Here is a 16375-nt window from a genome sequence, read left to right on the forward strand (position 1 = left end):
CGCCTGGTTCTGGTGGGCGACGTAGTGTCCTGTTCCACAAAAACTCACCACACCCCGGCCCTGAGGCGGCAACGAAACCAGGGCGCAAAGCTCATCACGCCCGGGCGCCGCACCGCGCGGCGCCCGGGCGGCTACATGATGGGGTGTCGGGACTAGTCGCTGACACCGGCGGGGGCGGCCAGCTTGCCGAGCAGTTCGGCAGCGGCACCGTCGTCGTCGGGTAGGCCGGGCTGGCGCCACAGCTCCACGCCCTGACGCACCAGCACGCAGGCCGGGAGCTGCTGGGCGTGAAAGCTGCGCACCACCGTGGGGTGACTGGCCTCGTCGATGCGCAGCACGCGAATGCTCGGCCCGAGGCGGCGCTGCAGCTGCTCCAGCGCGGCCGGGGTAAAGCGCGGCGCCCCGCCGTCGGCGTGGCTGGCCACGGGCAGCAGCACCAGCAACACGGCGGCGTCGGCGGCAGGCAGCAACGAAGTGGAAGACAGGACGCTCATGCGGGTGCGGGGTTGAATTGCAGGGTAAAATTGGGCCTTGGCGCCGCCGGATTCTATGATATTCGTCATCTTGGGGGCTTAACATCTATCATTCCCGCCCGATTATGCCCAACTTGGGCCGCCGGGCGTTGCCGTAGCCCTGCCCGGCGCTTCTTCCCGCTCATGCCTTCCACCTACGCCCACGCCCTCGCTTCGCTGCTCTTCACGCAAGCCCAGGAATTCATCGGCGTGTACGACGAGCCCGCCCGCCGCTTCATTCGCGTCAACCCCATGGGCGCGCAGCTGCTGGGCTATCCTTCCGAAGCCGCCTTTCTGCAAGCCCAGGTGGCCGACGACGCGCTGCCGGTGCAGCCTGCCCCCGGCCACAACTGGGAAGCCGCCCTGCTGACGGCTCACCAGACTGGCCACGCACTGCTGGAAGCCGTGGTGACCCGCGCCGGCGGCGACACCACCCGCGTCCGCATCGAACTCACGCCCTTCGACCACGAAGGCCGCCCCCTGCACCTGGTGCGCCTGAGCGGCCCCGACCGCCTGCTGCTGGCCGAGCGGGAGCTGGCCCAGAGCGTGAGCCGCTTCGAGGCGGTAGTGGCCAACGCCACCATCGGCATCATCATGTGCGACCGGCACGGGCAGATCGTGTCGGCCAACCACCTCTCCGAGCAGCTGTTTGGCTACCGGCCGGGCGAGCTGCTAGGCCAGCGCATCGAGGTGCTGGTGCCGCGCACGGTAAGCCACCACCACGAGCAACTGCGCGAGTCGTTCAACGCCGCGCCCTCGGTGCGGGCCATGGGCGCCCACCGCGGCGACCTGCAGGGCCAGCGCCAGGACGGCTCGGTGTTTCCGGTGGAGGTCAGCCTGAGCTACTTTCACCTCGACGAGGAGCTGTACGTGGTATCTTACATCCTCGACATCACCTATAAGAGAGAAGCCGAGCGGGAACTGATTGCCGAACGCCAGCGCGTGGAAAAGCTCAACGCCGAGCTGGAGCAGAAGGTGGCCGACCGCACCCACGCCCTGCTCAGCACCCTGGCCCAGCTGGAGCAGCGCTCCGAGGAGCTGGCCAAGGCCCTGGCCGCCGAGCAGGAGCTGGGCGAGCTGAAGTCGCGCTTCGTGAGCATGGCCTCGCACGAGTTTCGCACCCCGCTCACGGCGGTGATGAACTCGGCCACCCTCATCGAAAAATACCCCGACACGGAGCAGCAGGACAAGCGCGTGAAGCACCTGCAGCGCATCCGCAACTCCGTCAAGCACCTCAACGACATCTTGGAGGAGTTTCTCTCCGTGGGCCGCATCGAGGAGGGCAAGGTGCAGGCCCGGCCGGTGGAGCTGGAGCTGCCCGCCCTGCTCAGCGACGTGGTGGCCGACGTGCAGCCCCTGCTCAAGGCCGGGCAGCGCATCCGCCAGCAGGTGGGCTGCCCCGCCCCGGTGGTGCTCGACCCCTCCCTGCTGCGTAAAATCCTCGTCAACCTGCTCAGCAACGCCGTCAAGTACTCCGCCGAGGGCTCCGAAGTACTCCTGCACGCCGCCTGCCAAGGTGGGCAGCTCACGCTGGCCGTGCAGGACCAGGGCGTGGGCATTTCGGCCGACGACCAGGAGCACCTGTTCGAGCGGTTTTTCCGCGCCCGCAACGTCACCAACATTCCCGGCACGGGCCTGGGGCTTTACATTGTGGGGCGCTACCTCGAACTGATGGGCGGGCAGATCAGCCTGCACAGCCAGCTGGGGCAGGGCACCACCGTCACCGTCACCATTCCCTATGAAAACCATCCTGCTGATTGAGGACAACGAGCTGATCCGCGAATCGACGGCCGAAATTCTGGAACTGGCCGGCTACCGCGTGCTCACCGCCGAAAACGGCAAGCTGGGCGTGGAACAGGCCCGCGCCACCCGCCCCGACCTGGTCATTTGCGACATCATGATGCCCGTGCTCGACGGCTACGGCGTGCTGCAGATATTCAGCCAGGACCCCGAGCTGGCCGGGCTGCCGTTCATCTTCCTCACCGCCAAGACCGAGCGCGTGGACATGCGCAAGGGCATGGAGCTGGGCGCCGACGACTACCTGACCAAGCCCTTCGAGGAAAGCGAGCTGCTGAGCGCCGTGAGCGGGCGCCTGAACCGCTTCCGCCAGCTGCGCGCCGACTACGACCTGCAGCGCGGTGGCCTGCAGGAGTTTCTGGCTGACGCCCGCGTCGTGGGCAATCTGGAGGGCCTTACCGTGGACCGCAAGCTACACGTCGCGCCCAAAAAGCAGACCATCTACCGCGAGGGCGACGAGCCCACCCGCCTCTACTTCGTGCAGAGCGGCCGGGTGAAAACCATCAAAACCACCGCCGCCGGCAAGGAGCTGATTACGGGCATCTATGGGCCGGGCGAGTTTTTCGGCTACATGCCGCTGCTGGAGCACACCAAGCACAGCGACTCCGCGGTGGCCGTGGACGACTCCGAGCTGGTGTACATCCCGAAGGACGACTTCACCCAGCTGGTGCTGCGCAACCCCGAGGTCAGCCAGCAATTCATCCGCCTGCTGGCCGGCCGCGTGAGCGAGCGGGAGCAGCAGCTGGTGGGCATGGCCTACAACTCCATCCGCCGCCGCGTGGCCGACACGCTGCTGCGCCTGCACGAGCAGCACGCCGCCGATGCCTCGGCCTTTCAGCTTTCCCGCGACGACATGGCCGCCCTCGTCGGCACCGCGCCGGAGTCGCTGATTCGGACGCTGAGCGAGTTCAAGCAGGACGGCCTGATCGAGCTGGCGGGTAAGGATATCCGCGTGCTGCAGCCGGAGAAGCTGCGCCGGGCGCACTGGTAGGGCCGCGGCTCGTTGCCGGCTTCCGCACGCAAGGCGCAACGCCGTCGTCGAACGACGCTTCGTGCGACACTAACCACACGCAAGCGGCGGCTCCTACGGCAGGGGCCGCCGCTTGTGTTTATGAGGAGCCCTACGCGCCGAGGGCTACGGACAAGGCTTTTTTCACCTCGCCGGCCGGCCGCAGTTGGGCGCAATGCTCGCAGCACACGCCCTCGGCGGAACGGGTGGGCTGAGGCAGCACCAGCAGCGGAATGCGGGTGTGATAGGCCTGCGTTTTGGTGTAGCACACGTCGAAAAACCGGTCGAGCAGGGCGGCGCCGGTGGGCGCGAAGACGAGCAACTGCGCCTGCGTGGCTTCGCAGAACTCGCCGATGCCCTCCAGCGGGTCGTCGTCGAGCACGAGGCGGGTGCGCAGCGGGATGCCCGGCAACTCGCGCTGCATCAGCTGCATGCCGCGCTTGACGCGCAGCAGCTCCGGCAAATCGAGCTGCTGGTAGAAATGCACCAGCTGCAGCTGCGGCTTGAGCTGCTCCAACAGCGGTATCAGCGGCGCCAGCGCCGCGGCATCGAGGTGGCCGAAATCGGCCAGAAAGGCGGCGCGCTGGGGCAGGGTGCGGGCACCGGGCGGCACCACCAGCACCGGGCAGCGGGCCAAGCCGGCAATGCGGGCGGCGTGGTTGCCGCCAATGGCCGCCTCGCCGCAGTCGACGTGCTCCAGGCCCATGACCAGCAGCTCGGCCCCGCACTCATCGATGACGTCCTGCACGTGGTCGTGCAAACAGCCGGTGCGCACGGCGAAGCGGTAGCGGATGCGGCGGCCGTCCTGGCGCACGAGCTGCACGTAACGCAGGCGCTCGGCCAGCGTGTGCAGGCGCTGCTGGTAGTCGGCGGCGTCGGCGGGGCTGAGGGCGCCGTGGTGGCAGTACAGCAGCACGACTTCGGCCCCGAGGCGTACGGCCAGCTTATTGGCGTAGACCACGGTGGGCTCGGCGGCGGCCGTTAGGTCGAGGGGAACGAGGATGGTCTTCATGGGGCCCTACCCCGCGGCTGCTTTTGCGGGAAGAAAAGCAGCCGGCCGAGGGTGTTTGATTAGAAGTGAGAGATGAAAGCAACTCCGCCGGGCGGCGGGCACTAGTGGCACATGGTAATGGCGGCGGGGCGCTGGGAGTGGGCCGCCGGCACGGCCTTGCTCAGCTGCGGGCTCAGGTACGGAATGCCCAGCCCCAGCCCGCGCACAATGAAGAGCACGGCCAGCGCCGTGGCCGCCACCGGCACGGCCTGCCGCAGCCGGGTGCGCCAGTGCAGCGGCACCAGCTGCCCCGTGAGCGACAGGGCCAGCATCAGCGGCAGGGTACCCAGCCCAAACAGCGCCATGTACGCCGCCGACCCACCCAGGCCACCCGGCGCACTCAACGCGCCCGCCAAGGCCAGGTACACCAGCCCGCAGGGCAGCAGGCCGTTTAGCACCCCGCTCAGGTACAAGGCTCCGAGCCCGTGCCGCTGAAACCAGTACGCCAAGGCCTGCTTCAGCCGGGCCAGCACGCGGTCGAGGCCCAGCCAGGCGGCGGCGCGGCCGGTGTGCCGCTCGGGCACCACCACCAGCAGCAGAATCAGCACGCCCGACGCCACCGACAGGCCCTGCTGCAACCCGGCCAGCCGCAGCGACTGGCCCAGCAGCCCGGCCCCGGCGCCCAGAGCGGTGTAAGTGCTGATGCGGCCGAGGTTGTAGAGCGTGCGGCCCGCCACGAAGCCCCAGCCGCGCGCGCCTGCGCCCGGCAAGGCCAATGCAATAGCACCGCACATGCCCACGCAGTGGAAGCTACCCAGCAGCCCGAAAAGAAACCCGGCCCAGAGCATCGGTGGAAGTGTGAAGTGGTGAATTGGTTGTTCTGGCGGTCTGCCCAAACGCCGCGGCGGCGCTGACGAAGGGCAAGTTCGTCAGCGCCGCCGCCGTATACCATGACGAAAATCAGTTGCCGACCACGATGCTCTGCTCCACGAAATACGGCTGTCCACCGGCCTCAAAATCGAGGCGCACGCGCCAGTAGCCGGGCTTGAGCCGGGCCGTGCTCAGCTGCTGCCGGCCGGCGGCGTCGGGCTGCAGCGGCACGGTGAAGTCCAGGGTTTGGTCGGCCGGGCGGAAGAACTGCACCTGCCCGCTCGGGTCCTGCCCGGCCAGCGCGGCGGGCAGTTGTACGGTGAGGCGGCGCTCGGCCAGCTGGTAGGTTACCTGCACACCCTGGGCCAGGGCGGCGGTGCGGGCCACGGCGTTCATGCGCTGCTGGTGGCGCAGCTCCTGCTCGTAGTAGTCCTTGCTCACCAGGTCGACGCTGCTGCGCATGGCCTGGCGCACCATGTAGCCGATAAAGCCGGCGAAGAGCACGAAGGCGGCAATGATGGCGTAAGGCCAGAGGCTGCGCGGCTGGGCCGGGGCGGGTTTATTCACGGTGAGGGTAGTCATGGGGTGGGTTGGTGATGTCATCCTGAGCATGTCGCGCATCAAGCGCGGACGAAGAAACTTGCGCACGCCCGGCACCAGAGGGTAGGTCCTGGTTTCGACGTTCTGACAAAAGAGCGTTGGTGGCTGCGCCTTTCGGTTGGTACTGGACTTGAAGGAGGTCCTTCGCCTTTGGCTCAGATGACGTTCTTATTTGCTATTCGGTCACTGTTTGGTTTAGCGCCTTGCCTACTGCGGCGGGGCCAGGAATTTGGTGTTGGCTTCCGTAATCAGCTGGCCGCCGCTGTACACGCCCACCCGAATCTTGTTACTGGTCTTGCGCAGGGCCGTGCGGGGCAGCTCGGCGAAAAACACGCCCTCCACGATGCCCTGGGCGGGCAGCTTCAGGCCAGGCTGGCCCACCAGCTGCACCGTGCCGCCAGCCGGCTCCAGCACGCGCAGCTCCAGGGGCATGGCGCGGTTGGTTTTGTTGATGACCGACACGTTGTAGAGGTTGGTGACGGTGCCGCGCTCAGTTTTCTGGTAAAGCTGCCCGGGGGTGCGCAGCACGGTGGCTTCCACGTTGGCCCGCGTCACGAGCAGGGCCACCATCACGCCCAGCAGCAGCACAAGCACGGCCGAGTAGGCCTTGATACGGCCGGTAACCTTGAACTTGGTGCCGGCTTCGATGTGCGCCTCCGAGTCGTAGCGGATCAGGCCCTGGGGTTTGTTGATCAGGTCCATGATGGAGTTGCACACGTCGATGCAAGCAGTGCAGTTGATGCACTCCATCTGCTGGGCGCCGTTGCGAATGTCGATGCCGGTGGGGCACACCTGCACGCACTGCCGGCAGTCGATACAGTCGCCGGCCGTGCGCTCCTGGTTTTTGCGCAGCTTCTCGCGCGGCTCCCCGCGGCCGTAATCGTAGGCCACGGTGATGGTGTTCTTGTCGAGCATCACGCCCTGCAGGCGGCCGTAAGGGCAGGCAATGGTGCACACCTGCTCGCGGAAACGGGCAAACACGGCGTAGAACACGCCCGTGAACAGCACCATGGAGCTGAGCCCGCCCAGGTGCTCCAGGGGCGAGTCGGTGACGATGCGCGTCAGCGCGTCGGAACCGATGATGTAGGCCAGAAAAGTGTTGGCAATCAGAAACGAGATGAGCAGGAACACCGCGTGCTTGCCCGTCTTGCGCCCGATTTTGTTCCAGGTCCAGTCGGCCTTATCGAGGGCTTTCTGCTGCGGGGCGTCGCCTTCGAAGAAGTACTCGACGCGGCGGAAGACCATTTCCAGGAAGATGGTCTGCGGGCACACCCAGCCGCAGAAAATCCGGCCGTACACCACCGTGAAGAGGATAATAAAGAGCACGAAGGCCAGCATGCCCAGCAGCAGGATGAAGAAGTCCTGGGGCCAGAAGATCTGTCCGAAGATGATGAACTTCCGCTCCACCACGTTGAGCATGAGCACCGGCAGCTCGTGAATGCGCAGCCAGGGACCGGCGAAGAGCAGCGTGAGCAGGCCGTAGCTGACCCACTTGCGGGCGTTGTACAGCGGGCCTTTGGGCTTTTTGGGGTATAGCCACACGCGCTTGCCCTTGCTGTCTATCGTGGCGATAGAGTCGCGGAAGGACTGGTCGGCGGGGGCGGGTTGATTAACGACGGTACTCATCGGGGGCGGCCCGGGCCCGGCCGCGGCTCCGGTGGAGCGCGCAGCCGCGGCGGGCGTTAACTATGGTCTACTGCACTATGCCGTCGGGCCGCTTGCGGGCCTGGCGTGGCGGCGCGGGGCCACCGAAAAGGCCCCAGAAGCCCGCCGCTGGCAGGTGGGCCAGCGGCTCGCCCGAACCTGGGCTGTGCTGAAAGCAGCGTTCGGACGCGCGGCGGGGAGGAAGGAGGAAGCCCCGCCGCGGGCTGTTTGGTGTTGATTTACTAGGTCGTCATGCCGAGCGCAGCCGCGGCATCTCGCCGGATAGTAATATGCTCGTTGCGTTTACTATCCGGCATCAGCACGCGAGATGCCGCGGCTGCGCTCGGCATGACGTTCGGAAGGCTTACAGCTTGGCCACGGGCTTGCCGGCGGCTTCCTTCTCGCCCTGCGGCGCCTTGGCGTTGGCCGGGTTCGAGCCCTGCAGGGTGAGGATGTAGGAGGCTACTTGCAGCATCTGCTTCGAGGAAAGCTTGCCTTTCCAGGCCACCATGCCCTTGCCCTGCACGCCGTACTTCACCGTGTGGTACACCTTGTTTACTTCGCCGCCGTGCAGCCAGTACTCGTCGGTCAGGTTCGGGCCCACTTTGCCCTCGGCGCTCTGGCCGTGGCAGGCGGCGCAGTTCTGGGCGAAGATGGTTTTGCCCGCGTCCACGTCGGCGGCGGCGGTCAGGGGCTTGTAATCGGTGGGCTTGTTGGGGTCGTCGTTGGCGCCCATTTTGGCGGCCATCAGCGCGGCTTCGGCCATTTCGTGCTGGTACTCGGCCTCGCTCAGCTGGCCATCCTGCGTCACGTGGAAGTGGATGAAGTAGGCCACTCCGAACACGATGGTGAGGTAGAAGCCGTACTTCCACCACGGCGGCAGGTCGTTGTCGTACTCGGTGATGCCGTCGTAGTCGTGGCCGGCCATCACGTCGACCTTGTACTTGCCGGTCAGCCCCACCGTGTCGCCCAGGAACAGGCCCAGGGCCCGGCCGTACCACGACTCGCGGATGGTTTCGATGGCGTAGACCTCGCGCAGCAGCGGGCGCATCTGCCAGAGCAGGGCGAAGAGCATCAGCAGCACGAAGATGATGAGCACCGTGAGCCCGCCCATGAGCCAGAGCATGGCCGTCAGGTCGGAGCCGGCTTCGGCGGCTTTCTGGGCCGCGTCGGCGGCCGGCGCGGCGGCGGGGGCCGCGTCTTGGGCCAGGGCCGCGGCCCCGCTCAGCAGGGCGCTCAGCGTCAGCAAGGCGCCGAGGGGTAGCTTACGCATTAGCACAACGCACCTCCTTCCGTTTGGGCCTGCAGGGCGGCGTGGTCGTCGTCGAGCAGCGGCATTTGCTTCATGGCTTGCACGTGCGAGCGGCTAACCACGGCCACGTACACCAGCAGCGAGAGGAAGAAGAGAAAGAAAATGGCGAAGGAGATGAGCGGGTAGATTTCGATGCCCGTGATGTTCTCCAGAACGTTCTTGTACATGACAGCTCGGTCTTGCTGGCCGGTTGAGGGCGGGGCGCCGGAAGCAGGTGTTTCCAGCACGCAGGGGGTTCGGCGCCCCGCCCGGGGCCATGTGGGTTATTCGGCGGCTACGGCGGCGGCCTGTTCGTCCTTCACTTTGATGTCGGTGCCGAGGCGCTGCAGGTAGGCAATCAGCGCCACGATTTCCTTGTCCGACTTCACCTGAATGTCCTCTTTCGCGAGGTCGGCCACGATGCCGGCGGCCTGCTTTTGGGCCGCGGCTACGGCTTCCGTTTCGAAACCGGCCGGGTAGGGCGTGCCAAGCTTGCGCAGGGCGCTGATTTTGGCCGGGGTGCTGGAGTAGTCGATGCTATTCTCGAACAGCCAGGGGTAGGGCGGCATGATGGAGCCGGGCGACATGCTGGTGGGGTCCATCATGTGGTTGTAGTGCCAGGAGTGCGGGTACTTCTGGCCCACGCGGTGCAAATCGGGCCCGGTGCGCTTCGAGCCCCAGAGGAAGGGCCGGTCGTACACGAATTCGCCGGCCTTGGAGTACTCGCCGTAGCGCTCGGTTTCGGAGCGGAAGGGACGCACCATCTGGGTGTGGCAGTTCACGCAGCCCTCGCGGATGTACAGGTCGCGGCCTTCCAGCTCCAGCGAGGTGTAGGGCTTCACCGAGGCAATGGTGGGCACGTTGGACTTGATCATGAACGTCGGAATCATCTCCACCGCGCCGCCGATGAGGATGGCAATGGTGGCGCCGATGCTCAGCTGCACGGGGCGGCGCTCAATCCAGCGGTGCCAGTGCCCGCCCTCGTGGCTGTGCTCGTGGTCGATGACGGCCGGGGCGTGGAACTTCTCGTTGGCCAGCAGGGTGCCGGCTTTGGCGGTCTGGTAGAGGTTGTACACCATCAGGAACACGCCGCTCAGGTAGAGCACCCCGCCGATGCCGCGCAGGTAGTACATCGGCACAATCTGCATCACCGTCTCGAGGAAGTTGGCGTACTGCAGCATGCCTTCCTCGTTGAACTGCTTCCACATCAGGCCCTGCGTGAAGCCGGCCCAGTACATGGGCAGGGCGTAGAACAGGATGCCCAGGGTGCCCAGCCAGAAGTGCACGTTCATCAGCTTGCGCGAGTGAATCGGGGTCTGGTAGAGGCGCGGCCACAGCCAGTAGAGCACGGCGAAGGTCAAAAAGCCGTTCCAGCCCAGGGCGCCGACGTGCACGTGGGCCACAATCCAGTCGGTGAAGTGGGCAATGGCGTTGACGTTTTTCAGGCTCAGCATCGGGCCTTCGAAGGTGGCCATGCCGTAGGCCGTAATGGCCACCACCATGAACTTCAGGATGGGCTCCTGCCGCACCTTATCCCAGGCGCCGCGCAGCGTGAGCAGGCCGTTGATCATGCCGCCCCAGCTCGGAGCAATCAGCATCACGGAGAAGACCACGCCCAGCGACTGTGCCCAATCGGGCAGGGCGGTGTAGAGCAAGTGGTGCGGGCCGGCCCAGATGTAGATGAAAATCAGGGACCAGAAGTGAATGATGGAGAGGCGGTACGAGTACACGGGGCGCTCCGCCGCCTTGGGCAGAAAGTAGTACATCAAACCCAGGTAGGGCGTGGTGAGGAAGAAGGCTACCGCGTTGTGACCGTACCACCACTGCACCAGCGCGTCCTGCACCCCGGCGTAGAGCGAGTAGCTCTTCATAAACGACACCGGAATTTCCATCGAGTTGACGATGTGCAGCACCGCTACCGTCAGGAAGGTGGCAATGTAGAACCAGATGCCGACGTACAGGTGCTTTTCCTTGCGGCGGGCAATGGTGCCGAACATGTTCCAGCCGAACACCACCCAGATCAGCGTAATGGCAATGTCGATGGGCCACTCCAGCTCGGCGTATTCCTTAGAGGTGGTGAAGCCCAGCGGCAAGGTGGCCACGGCCGAAACGATGATGAGCTGCCAGCCCCAGAAGTGGATTTTGCTCAGCAAATCCGAGTACATCCGGGTCTTGCACAGGCGCTGCAGGGAGTAGTACACGCCGGTGAAGATGCCGTTGCCGACGAAGGCGAAGATGACGGCGTTGGTGTGCAGCGGGCGGATGCGGCCGAAGGTGGTGTAGGGCGTGCCCATGTTCAGCTCGGGCCGCGCCAGCTGAAAGGCCGCAATGACGCCGATGAGCATGCCGGCAATGCCCCAGAACACGGTGGCAACGCCGAAGTCTCGGACGATTTTGTTGTCGTAAAACGAGGCGAGAACGGCCTTGGACAGAGGTTTTTCCTCTCCCGGCAGTTTCGCTGGAGCCAGCACAGCCATAGCGCGAAACGGGTTGTTTTGAAGTAGGACAAAACTCCGAATCGGGCCGCCGGCAAAAGATGACGAACGTCAGCCACGCCGGCTGATTGATGTCAGGCGAACCTGGCAGAACGGTCAACCAGCGTCGAAAAAAGCCCGTCATCCTCATCTGGCGTACGCGCAGCGAAGGACCCTCCTCCCACCCCGCCCCGCCGCTGCCTACGAAGCGCCGACGCTTTTTAGAAATGCCGAAGCGCAGCCCCCACGGCCCGGACGATTGGGCGTTGGTGGCTGCGCTTTACAGTTGGTGCAAGGTGCGCGGAAGGTCCTTCGCCTGCGGCTCAGGATGACGTGCTTTTTTGCGCTACTCAGCCTTCCCGCTGCTTGCGGCTTTGCCACAGCGCCTTGAGCGCGCCGGTGCTCCACAGGGCCCAGGCCACCAGCACGGGCTGGAAGAACAGCCGCGCCAGCCGCTTCTGGTCGGTGTCGAGGCCGAAGGCGCTCAGGTGGTGGGTGTACTGGTGCACGTTGCCGGGGAAAACGGCCACGTAGAACGCGCCCAGCGCCAGGCCCAGCGCCGCCCGTTCGCGCTTCCAGAACAGCAGCGAGAGGCCCAGCCCGATTTCGACCACGCCCGAGAGCAGCACGGTGGTGTCTTTGGCGAGGGGCACGAAGTCGGGCACCTGGGCCTGAAACTCGCGCCGCTGAAAGGTGAGGTGGCCGGTGCCGGCCGCTACCATAAAAGTGCCGAGGATGCTGCGGGCGGCATCCTGCAACGTAGTCGTCTTGGTGTGGTGTCGCATGGTGGTCGGCGCGGGGAGTTGGCCCCGCTGCCCATGCGTACGCACCGGCTGGTCAATAGGGTGGCACCCGGCGCCTATTCTGCGAAGCAGCCAAGGTGTTGAACGGACGCGGCGCTAGGCGCCGTTACGACGAACGTCCTGCTTTCTGCTTGCTACTGCTCAGCGCGCTGCTGCGTTTCGTCGTCTTCGAAGAGCATGCGCACGGCGGGCGTGTAGGTGTCGTCGTATTGCTGCGTGCGCACGGCCCACACGAAGGCCAGTAGAAAGAGCACGGCCACGCAGAGCGAAATGGTGATGAGGCCGAAGATGATTTCCATAAGTCAGAGTGGGGTTAGAGGTGGCGCCGGTGGGCGGCGTAGCGCACCAGCAGGGTGGCAAACACCATCACGCTCAGGGAGCTGATGGGCATCAGAATGGCAGACACGATGGGCGTGAACTTGCCTTGCACCGCGAGGCCCAGGCCGAGGCCGTTGTAGACGAAGGAGAGGACGAAGGTGGCCAGCACCACCTGCAGGCAGTCGCGGGTGAAGGCCAGGAAGGTGCTCAGCCGCCCGAAGCTGCCGGCGTCGAGGATGGCGTCGCAGGCGGGCGAGAAGTTGGTGAGCGTGTCGGTGAGGGCCACGCCGGCGTCGGCCTGTTGCAGGGCGCCGGCGTCGTTGAGCCCGTCGCCGACCATGATGACCGTTTCGCCGCGCTGCTTCAGTTCGGCCACGTAGTCGAGCTTCTGCTGGGGCGTCTGGCGGAAGCGCAACTCGGCCGCGGGGCCGAACAGCTGGCGCAGGCGGTCCTGTTCGGTGTCGTTGTCGCCCGAGAGTACGGCCAGGCGGTAGCGGCGGCCGAGGTCGGCCAGCACCGGGCCCAACTGCTGACGGTACACGTTGCGGAACACGAAGCAGCCCTGCAGGTCGTCGGCCAGGCTCACGTACACGCGCGACTGCAGCTTGTCGGTCGTGGCGGACGCGGCCAGCGTGGCCTCGGGCGCCCCGGCCGATTGCGCGAGGTTTACCCCTTGGGCCGGTGCGAGGCTGGGGTCAGCACCCGCGGCCGAGGGCTCGGCCGTGTCTATGCCCACAAATGCGGCCGAGCCCACTTTCACCGTCACCCCGCCGACCACGCCGCGCAGGCCCTGGCCGGGCACTTCCACGAAATTGGCCACGGGCAGCGCAGCGCTGGGCAGCTGCTGGGCCAGGCGCTGGCTGAGCGGGTGGGTGCTCTGGGCCACCACGGCCGCCACGGCTTGCTGCTCCCGCTCGGTCAGCACGGGGCCGCAGTACTCCACGGCCGAGCGCTGCACGTCGGTGAGCGTGCCGGTTTTGTCGAACACAATGGTGGTGGCGCGGCCCAGCGTTTCGGCCACGCCCGAGTTTTTCAGGAAAAACTTGTGCCGGCCAAACACCGCCAGGGCGCTGCCCAGGGCAAAGGGCGTGGCCAGCGAGAGGGCGCAGGGGCAGGCAATGACGAGCACCGAGGTGAAGGCCCGCCACATCATCTGCTCATCGCGCGGGTACCAGTACAGGATGGCGCCGGCCGCAATCAGCAGGGTAGCAGCCACGAAGTAGCGGCCCACGCGGTTGGCGTAGGTTTCCAGGGTTTGGGCGTCGGCTTTCTGAAACGCGGGGTTGTTCCAGAGCTGGGTGAGGTAGCCCTGCGACACCTCGCGCACCACCTCCAGCTCCACCGCCTCGCCCACCTGCCGGCCGCCGGCGTACACCACTTCGCCCGCCACCTTGGCCACCGGCACGCTCTCGCCCGTCACAAAGGAGTAGTCGATCTGCCCGGCGCCGCGCATGAGCATGGCGTCGGCCGGAATGACTTCCTGGTTGCGCACGCGGATGCGCTGGCCCACCTGCAGGTCTTTTACCGACACCGACTTCTCCCCTTCCGCCGTGAGCAAGGTCACGGCCACCGGGAAGTAAGAGGTGAAGTCGCGGTCGAAGCGCAGCGCGTCGTAGGTGCGCTGCTGCACCCACTTGCCGATGAGCATGAAAAACACCAGGCCCGTAAACGAGTCGAAGTAGCCCGCGCCGCTGTGGCTGAGCACCTCGTAGGTGCTCACGCTAAAGAGCGACGTCAGCCCCAGGCTGATGGGGAAGTCGAGGTTGATGGTGCGCTGGCGCAGCCCGGCCCAGGCCGAGCGGTAGAATCCCTGGGCGCCGTAAAGCAGCACCGGCAGGGCCAGCAGCAAGCTCAGGTAGCCGAAAAAGTGGCCGAACTTGGCGGCCAGCTCGTCGGTGAAGGAAAGGTAATCGGGGAAGGCCAGCAGCATCACGTTGCCAAAGCAGAAGCCGGCCAGGCCCAGTTGGTAGTAGATGCGGCGGTTGCCGTGGTTGGGCTGCGCGCCCAGCTCGGCCAGCGTAATCTGCGGCTCGTAGCCCAGCGCAGCCAGCAGCTTCACCACCTCCTTGAGCGAGGTGTCGGCGGGCCGGTAGCTCAGGCTGATTTCCTTGCGCAGGAAGTTGACCCGCGAGTCCGTCACGCCGGGGTTGAGCTGGTAGAGGCGCTCCAGCAAATAGATGCAGGAAGCGCAGTGCATCTGCGGCAGGTGCAGGGTGAGGCGGGCCAGCTCGGCGGAGCGGAAGCTCAGCAGCTGGGCCTGCACCGAGTCGGCGTCGAGGTAATCGAAGCGGCCGGGCAGCTCCACGGGCTGAATTTTCTGGCCGGGGTGCTCGTCCAGGGCGTAGTACTGGCACAGGTTGCTGGCGTCGAGCAGCTCGTACACGGCCTTGCACCCCTGGCAGCAGAAGGCCTTGCCGCGGAGCCGGATGGGCTCGGCGGGGCAGTCGTCGCCGCAGTGGGCGCAGGCCGTGGCGGTATGGATTGGTTCGGCGGTGAGGTTCACGCGGGAAGGGCGCCCGACACGGGGCTTCTGGTGGCTGGGCAAATTTCCCCCGCCCCCGCCCGCCAAAAGCTGACGAACGTCAGCCCGCCGAACTGATCCTCGTCAGCGCCCGCGCCCGCCCCTCGCCGGACTTTTGGGGTGTTGTTCCGGGGTTCGGTCGGCGCTGATGCCGGCCGTTTCTTTTCCCCTGTAGCCGCCCTTCGGCTTTAACCGGCGGATTGGAGCCGCTTCACGGCTCTCGCTTTCGTTGTTTTACAAGTGACACGACGGCTTTTGAAGTGCGCGTGCCACCTTGCCTTCCTTGCGTATGCGTCCCCTGTCCCCTACCCTTGCCCTGCTGCTGGTGCTGGCCCTATTTCTGTGGGCGGGCATGATCTGCGGCATTTCTTTTCTGGAAGCGCCCCTGAAGTTTACCGCCCCGGGCATCACCGTGACCTTGGGCGTGGGCATCGGCCGCATTGTATTCCACGCGCTCAACAAGGTGGAGCTGGCCCTGAGCGTGGTGGCCCTGCTCTGCGCCGCCCGCCTGGGCGTGGCTTCGCGCATCTGGACGACCCTGCTCGTCGCCGTGCTGATTCTGGCCGCCCAGACGCTATGGCTGCTGCCCGCGCTAGACGTGCGGGCCGTAGCTTTGCAGGCGGGCTCGCCCAACCCTCCCAACTCCCAGCATGTGACTTACGTGGTGCTGGAAGCCGGCAAGCTGCTTTGCCTGCTGACCACCGGCATGCTGGCCTTCCGCTGGACGCTGCGCCAGACCCGCCGGCAAGAGTCGCACCGCTATGCCCGGCGGCACCAAGCGGCCTGAGCCGTTGTTGTCCCGCCGTATTCCCGCCCGCTCACTTTTCGCTGCCATGTCCGCTGCCCCCGCTTCCCTGCCCGATATTCAAACCGAAGCCGACATACAGGCTCTCGTCGACTGGTTTTACGACAAGGTCAATCAGGACGAACTGCTCGGTCCGGTTTTCAACGACGTGGCCGCCGTGCACTGGCCAGCACACCTGCCCACCATGTACGACTTCTGGAGCAGCATTCTATTGGGCACCGCCCGCTACAAGGGCCGTCCGTTCCCCAAGCACTTGGCCCTGCCGATTGAAAAACCGCATTTTCAGCGCTGGCTGCAGCTGTTTTACCAGACCGTAGCCGAAAACTTTGCGGGCCCTAAGGCCGAGGAAGCCAAGGTCAAGGCCCTGAACATTGCCACCATGTTTGAGTACCGCATGCGGCCCAAGTCGTCCTTGTCGCTGCTCTAAAAGGTCACCGCCGACCGGCCGTAAGCCGCCGGGTCCGGGCCAGCCGCTGCGCTGACCGGGCCCGGCGGCTTATCTTTTGCCCCGCGTTGCCACCCCGTCTCTCCCGCCGCTTCCTGGACTGAACCCGTACCTCCAGCCAACAGGCCTGACAAACGCGCTGTCCTTCCGTTAGAACTTTCGCCCTCTACAATCCTAAGCCTTTTGCCAACTTCCGGAAACGATACCGGTATTATTTTCTACCTAACCGCGCAACACCAAAAACCGCATAATGACGCATAAAACGCACAAATCAGACACAAAGCCCCATACCTAC

The 16375-nt window shown here is 65.7% G+C and carries 15 protein-coding genes; 4 read left to right on the forward strand and 11 right to left on the reverse strand.

The window, feature by feature from the left end; translation table 11 throughout:
* Positions 1 to 152: 152 nt before the first annotated feature.
* Positions 153 to 494, reverse strand: a complete 342-nt coding sequence (locus LJ737_RS18060; RefSeq protein WP_227768146.1) for a thioredoxin — start codon at positions 492 to 494, stop codon at positions 153 to 155.
* 162 nt (positions 495 to 656) lie between these two features.
* Here LJ737_RS18060 and LJ737_RS18065 point away from each other — a divergent pair, with 162 nt between their 5' ends.
* Together LJ737_RS18065 and LJ737_RS18070 are read left to right on the forward strand one after the other, a co-directional pair.
* Positions 657 to 2273: a sensor histidine kinase gene (locus LJ737_RS18065; protein ID WP_227768147.1), complete on the forward strand. Its 1617-nt coding sequence runs from the start codon at positions 657 to 659 to the stop codon at positions 2271 to 2273.
* A complete protein-coding gene (locus tag LJ737_RS18070; protein WP_227768148.1) occupies positions 2251 to 3300 on the forward strand; it encodes a response regulator in 1050 nt (349 codons plus the stop codon). The genes LJ737_RS18065 and LJ737_RS18070 overlap by 23 nt, the downstream gene beginning before the upstream one ends.
* 130 nt (positions 3301 to 3430) lie before the next feature.
* On the opposite strand, the gene LJ737_RS18075 is transcribed toward LJ737_RS18070, so the two are convergent.
* The 10 genes from LJ737_RS18075 to LJ737_RS18120 all read right to left on the reverse strand — a co-directional run bounded on the left by LJ737_RS18075 (position 3431) and on the right by LJ737_RS18120 (position 14812).
* A complete protein-coding gene (locus tag LJ737_RS18075; protein ID WP_227768149.1) occupies positions 3431 to 4330 on the reverse strand; it encodes a universal stress protein in 900 nt (299 codons plus the stop codon).
* A 101-nt stretch (positions 4331 to 4431) separates the two neighbouring features.
* Positions 4432 to 5157: a sulfite exporter TauE/SafE family protein gene (locus tag LJ737_RS18080; protein ID WP_227768150.1), complete on the reverse strand. Its 726-nt coding sequence runs from the start codon at positions 5155 to 5157 to the stop codon at positions 4432 to 4434.
* Between the two features lie 112 nt (positions 5158 to 5269).
* Positions 5270 to 5761: a FixH family protein gene (locus LJ737_RS18085; RefSeq protein WP_227768151.1), complete on the reverse strand. Its 492-nt coding sequence runs from the start codon at positions 5759 to 5761 to the stop codon at positions 5270 to 5272.
* Positions 5762 to 5986: 225 nt separating this feature from the next.
* Positions 5987 to 7405 (reverse strand): cytochrome c oxidase accessory protein CcoG, encoded by a 1419-nt coding sequence (gene ccoG, locus LJ737_RS18090; protein WP_227768152.1) that lies wholly within the window; start codon positions 7403 to 7405, stop codon positions 5987 to 5989.
* 382 nt (positions 7406 to 7787) lie between these two features.
* Positions 7788 to 8696, reverse strand: coding sequence for a cbb3-type cytochrome c oxidase N-terminal domain-containing protein (locus tag LJ737_RS18095; protein ID WP_227768153.1), 909 nt, complete (start codon positions 8694 to 8696; stop codon positions 7788 to 7790).
* The gene (locus LJ737_RS18100) at positions 8696 to 8902 is read right to left on the reverse strand and encodes a hypothetical protein (RefSeq protein WP_227768154.1); all 207 of its coding nucleotides are present in this window, start codon (positions 8900 to 8902) and stop codon (positions 8696 to 8698) included. The genes LJ737_RS18095 and LJ737_RS18100 overlap by 1 nt, the downstream gene beginning before the upstream one ends.
* A 96-nt stretch (positions 8903 to 8998) precedes the next feature.
* Positions 8999 to 11191: a cytochrome-c oxidase, cbb3-type subunit I gene (gene ccoN, locus LJ737_RS18105; protein WP_227768155.1), complete on the reverse strand. Its 2193-nt coding sequence runs from the start codon at positions 11189 to 11191 to the stop codon at positions 8999 to 9001.
* 347 nt (positions 11192 to 11538) lie between these two features.
* Complete coding sequence (locus LJ737_RS18110; RefSeq protein ID WP_227768156.1) at positions 11539 to 11973, reverse strand: DoxX family protein; 435 nt, start codon at positions 11971 to 11973, stop codon at positions 11539 to 11541.
* Between the two features lie 152 nt (positions 11974 to 12125).
* Complete coding sequence (gene ccoS / locus LJ737_RS18115; protein WP_227768157.1) at positions 12126 to 12290, reverse strand: cbb3-type cytochrome oxidase assembly protein CcoS; 165 nt, start codon at positions 12288 to 12290, stop codon at positions 12126 to 12128.
* A 14-nt stretch (positions 12291 to 12304) separates the two neighbouring features.
* Complete coding sequence (locus tag LJ737_RS18120) at positions 12305 to 14812, reverse strand: heavy metal translocating P-type ATPase (RefSeq protein ID WP_227768158.1); 2508 nt, start codon at positions 14810 to 14812, stop codon at positions 12305 to 12307.
* Positions 14813 to 15119: 307 nt separating this feature from the next.
* Between LJ737_RS18120 and LJ737_RS18125 the strand changes: the two genes are divergently transcribed.
* Both LJ737_RS18125 and LJ737_RS18130 read left to right on the forward strand, forming a co-directional pair.
* Positions 15120 to 15617, forward strand: coding sequence for a hypothetical protein (locus LJ737_RS18125; RefSeq protein WP_227768159.1), 498 nt, complete (start codon positions 15120 to 15122; stop codon positions 15615 to 15617).
* A gap of 46 nt (positions 15618 to 15663) precedes the next feature.
* A complete protein-coding gene (locus tag LJ737_RS18130; protein ID WP_227768160.1) occupies positions 15664 to 16062 on the forward strand; it encodes a group III truncated hemoglobin in 399 nt (132 codons plus the stop codon).
* Positions 16063 to 16375: the final 313 nt, after the last annotated feature.

The organism is Hymenobacter sp. 15J16-1T3B, from assembly GCF_020711235.1.
GTDB lineage: Bacteria > Bacteroidota > Bacteroidia > Cytophagales > Hymenobacteraceae > Solirubrum.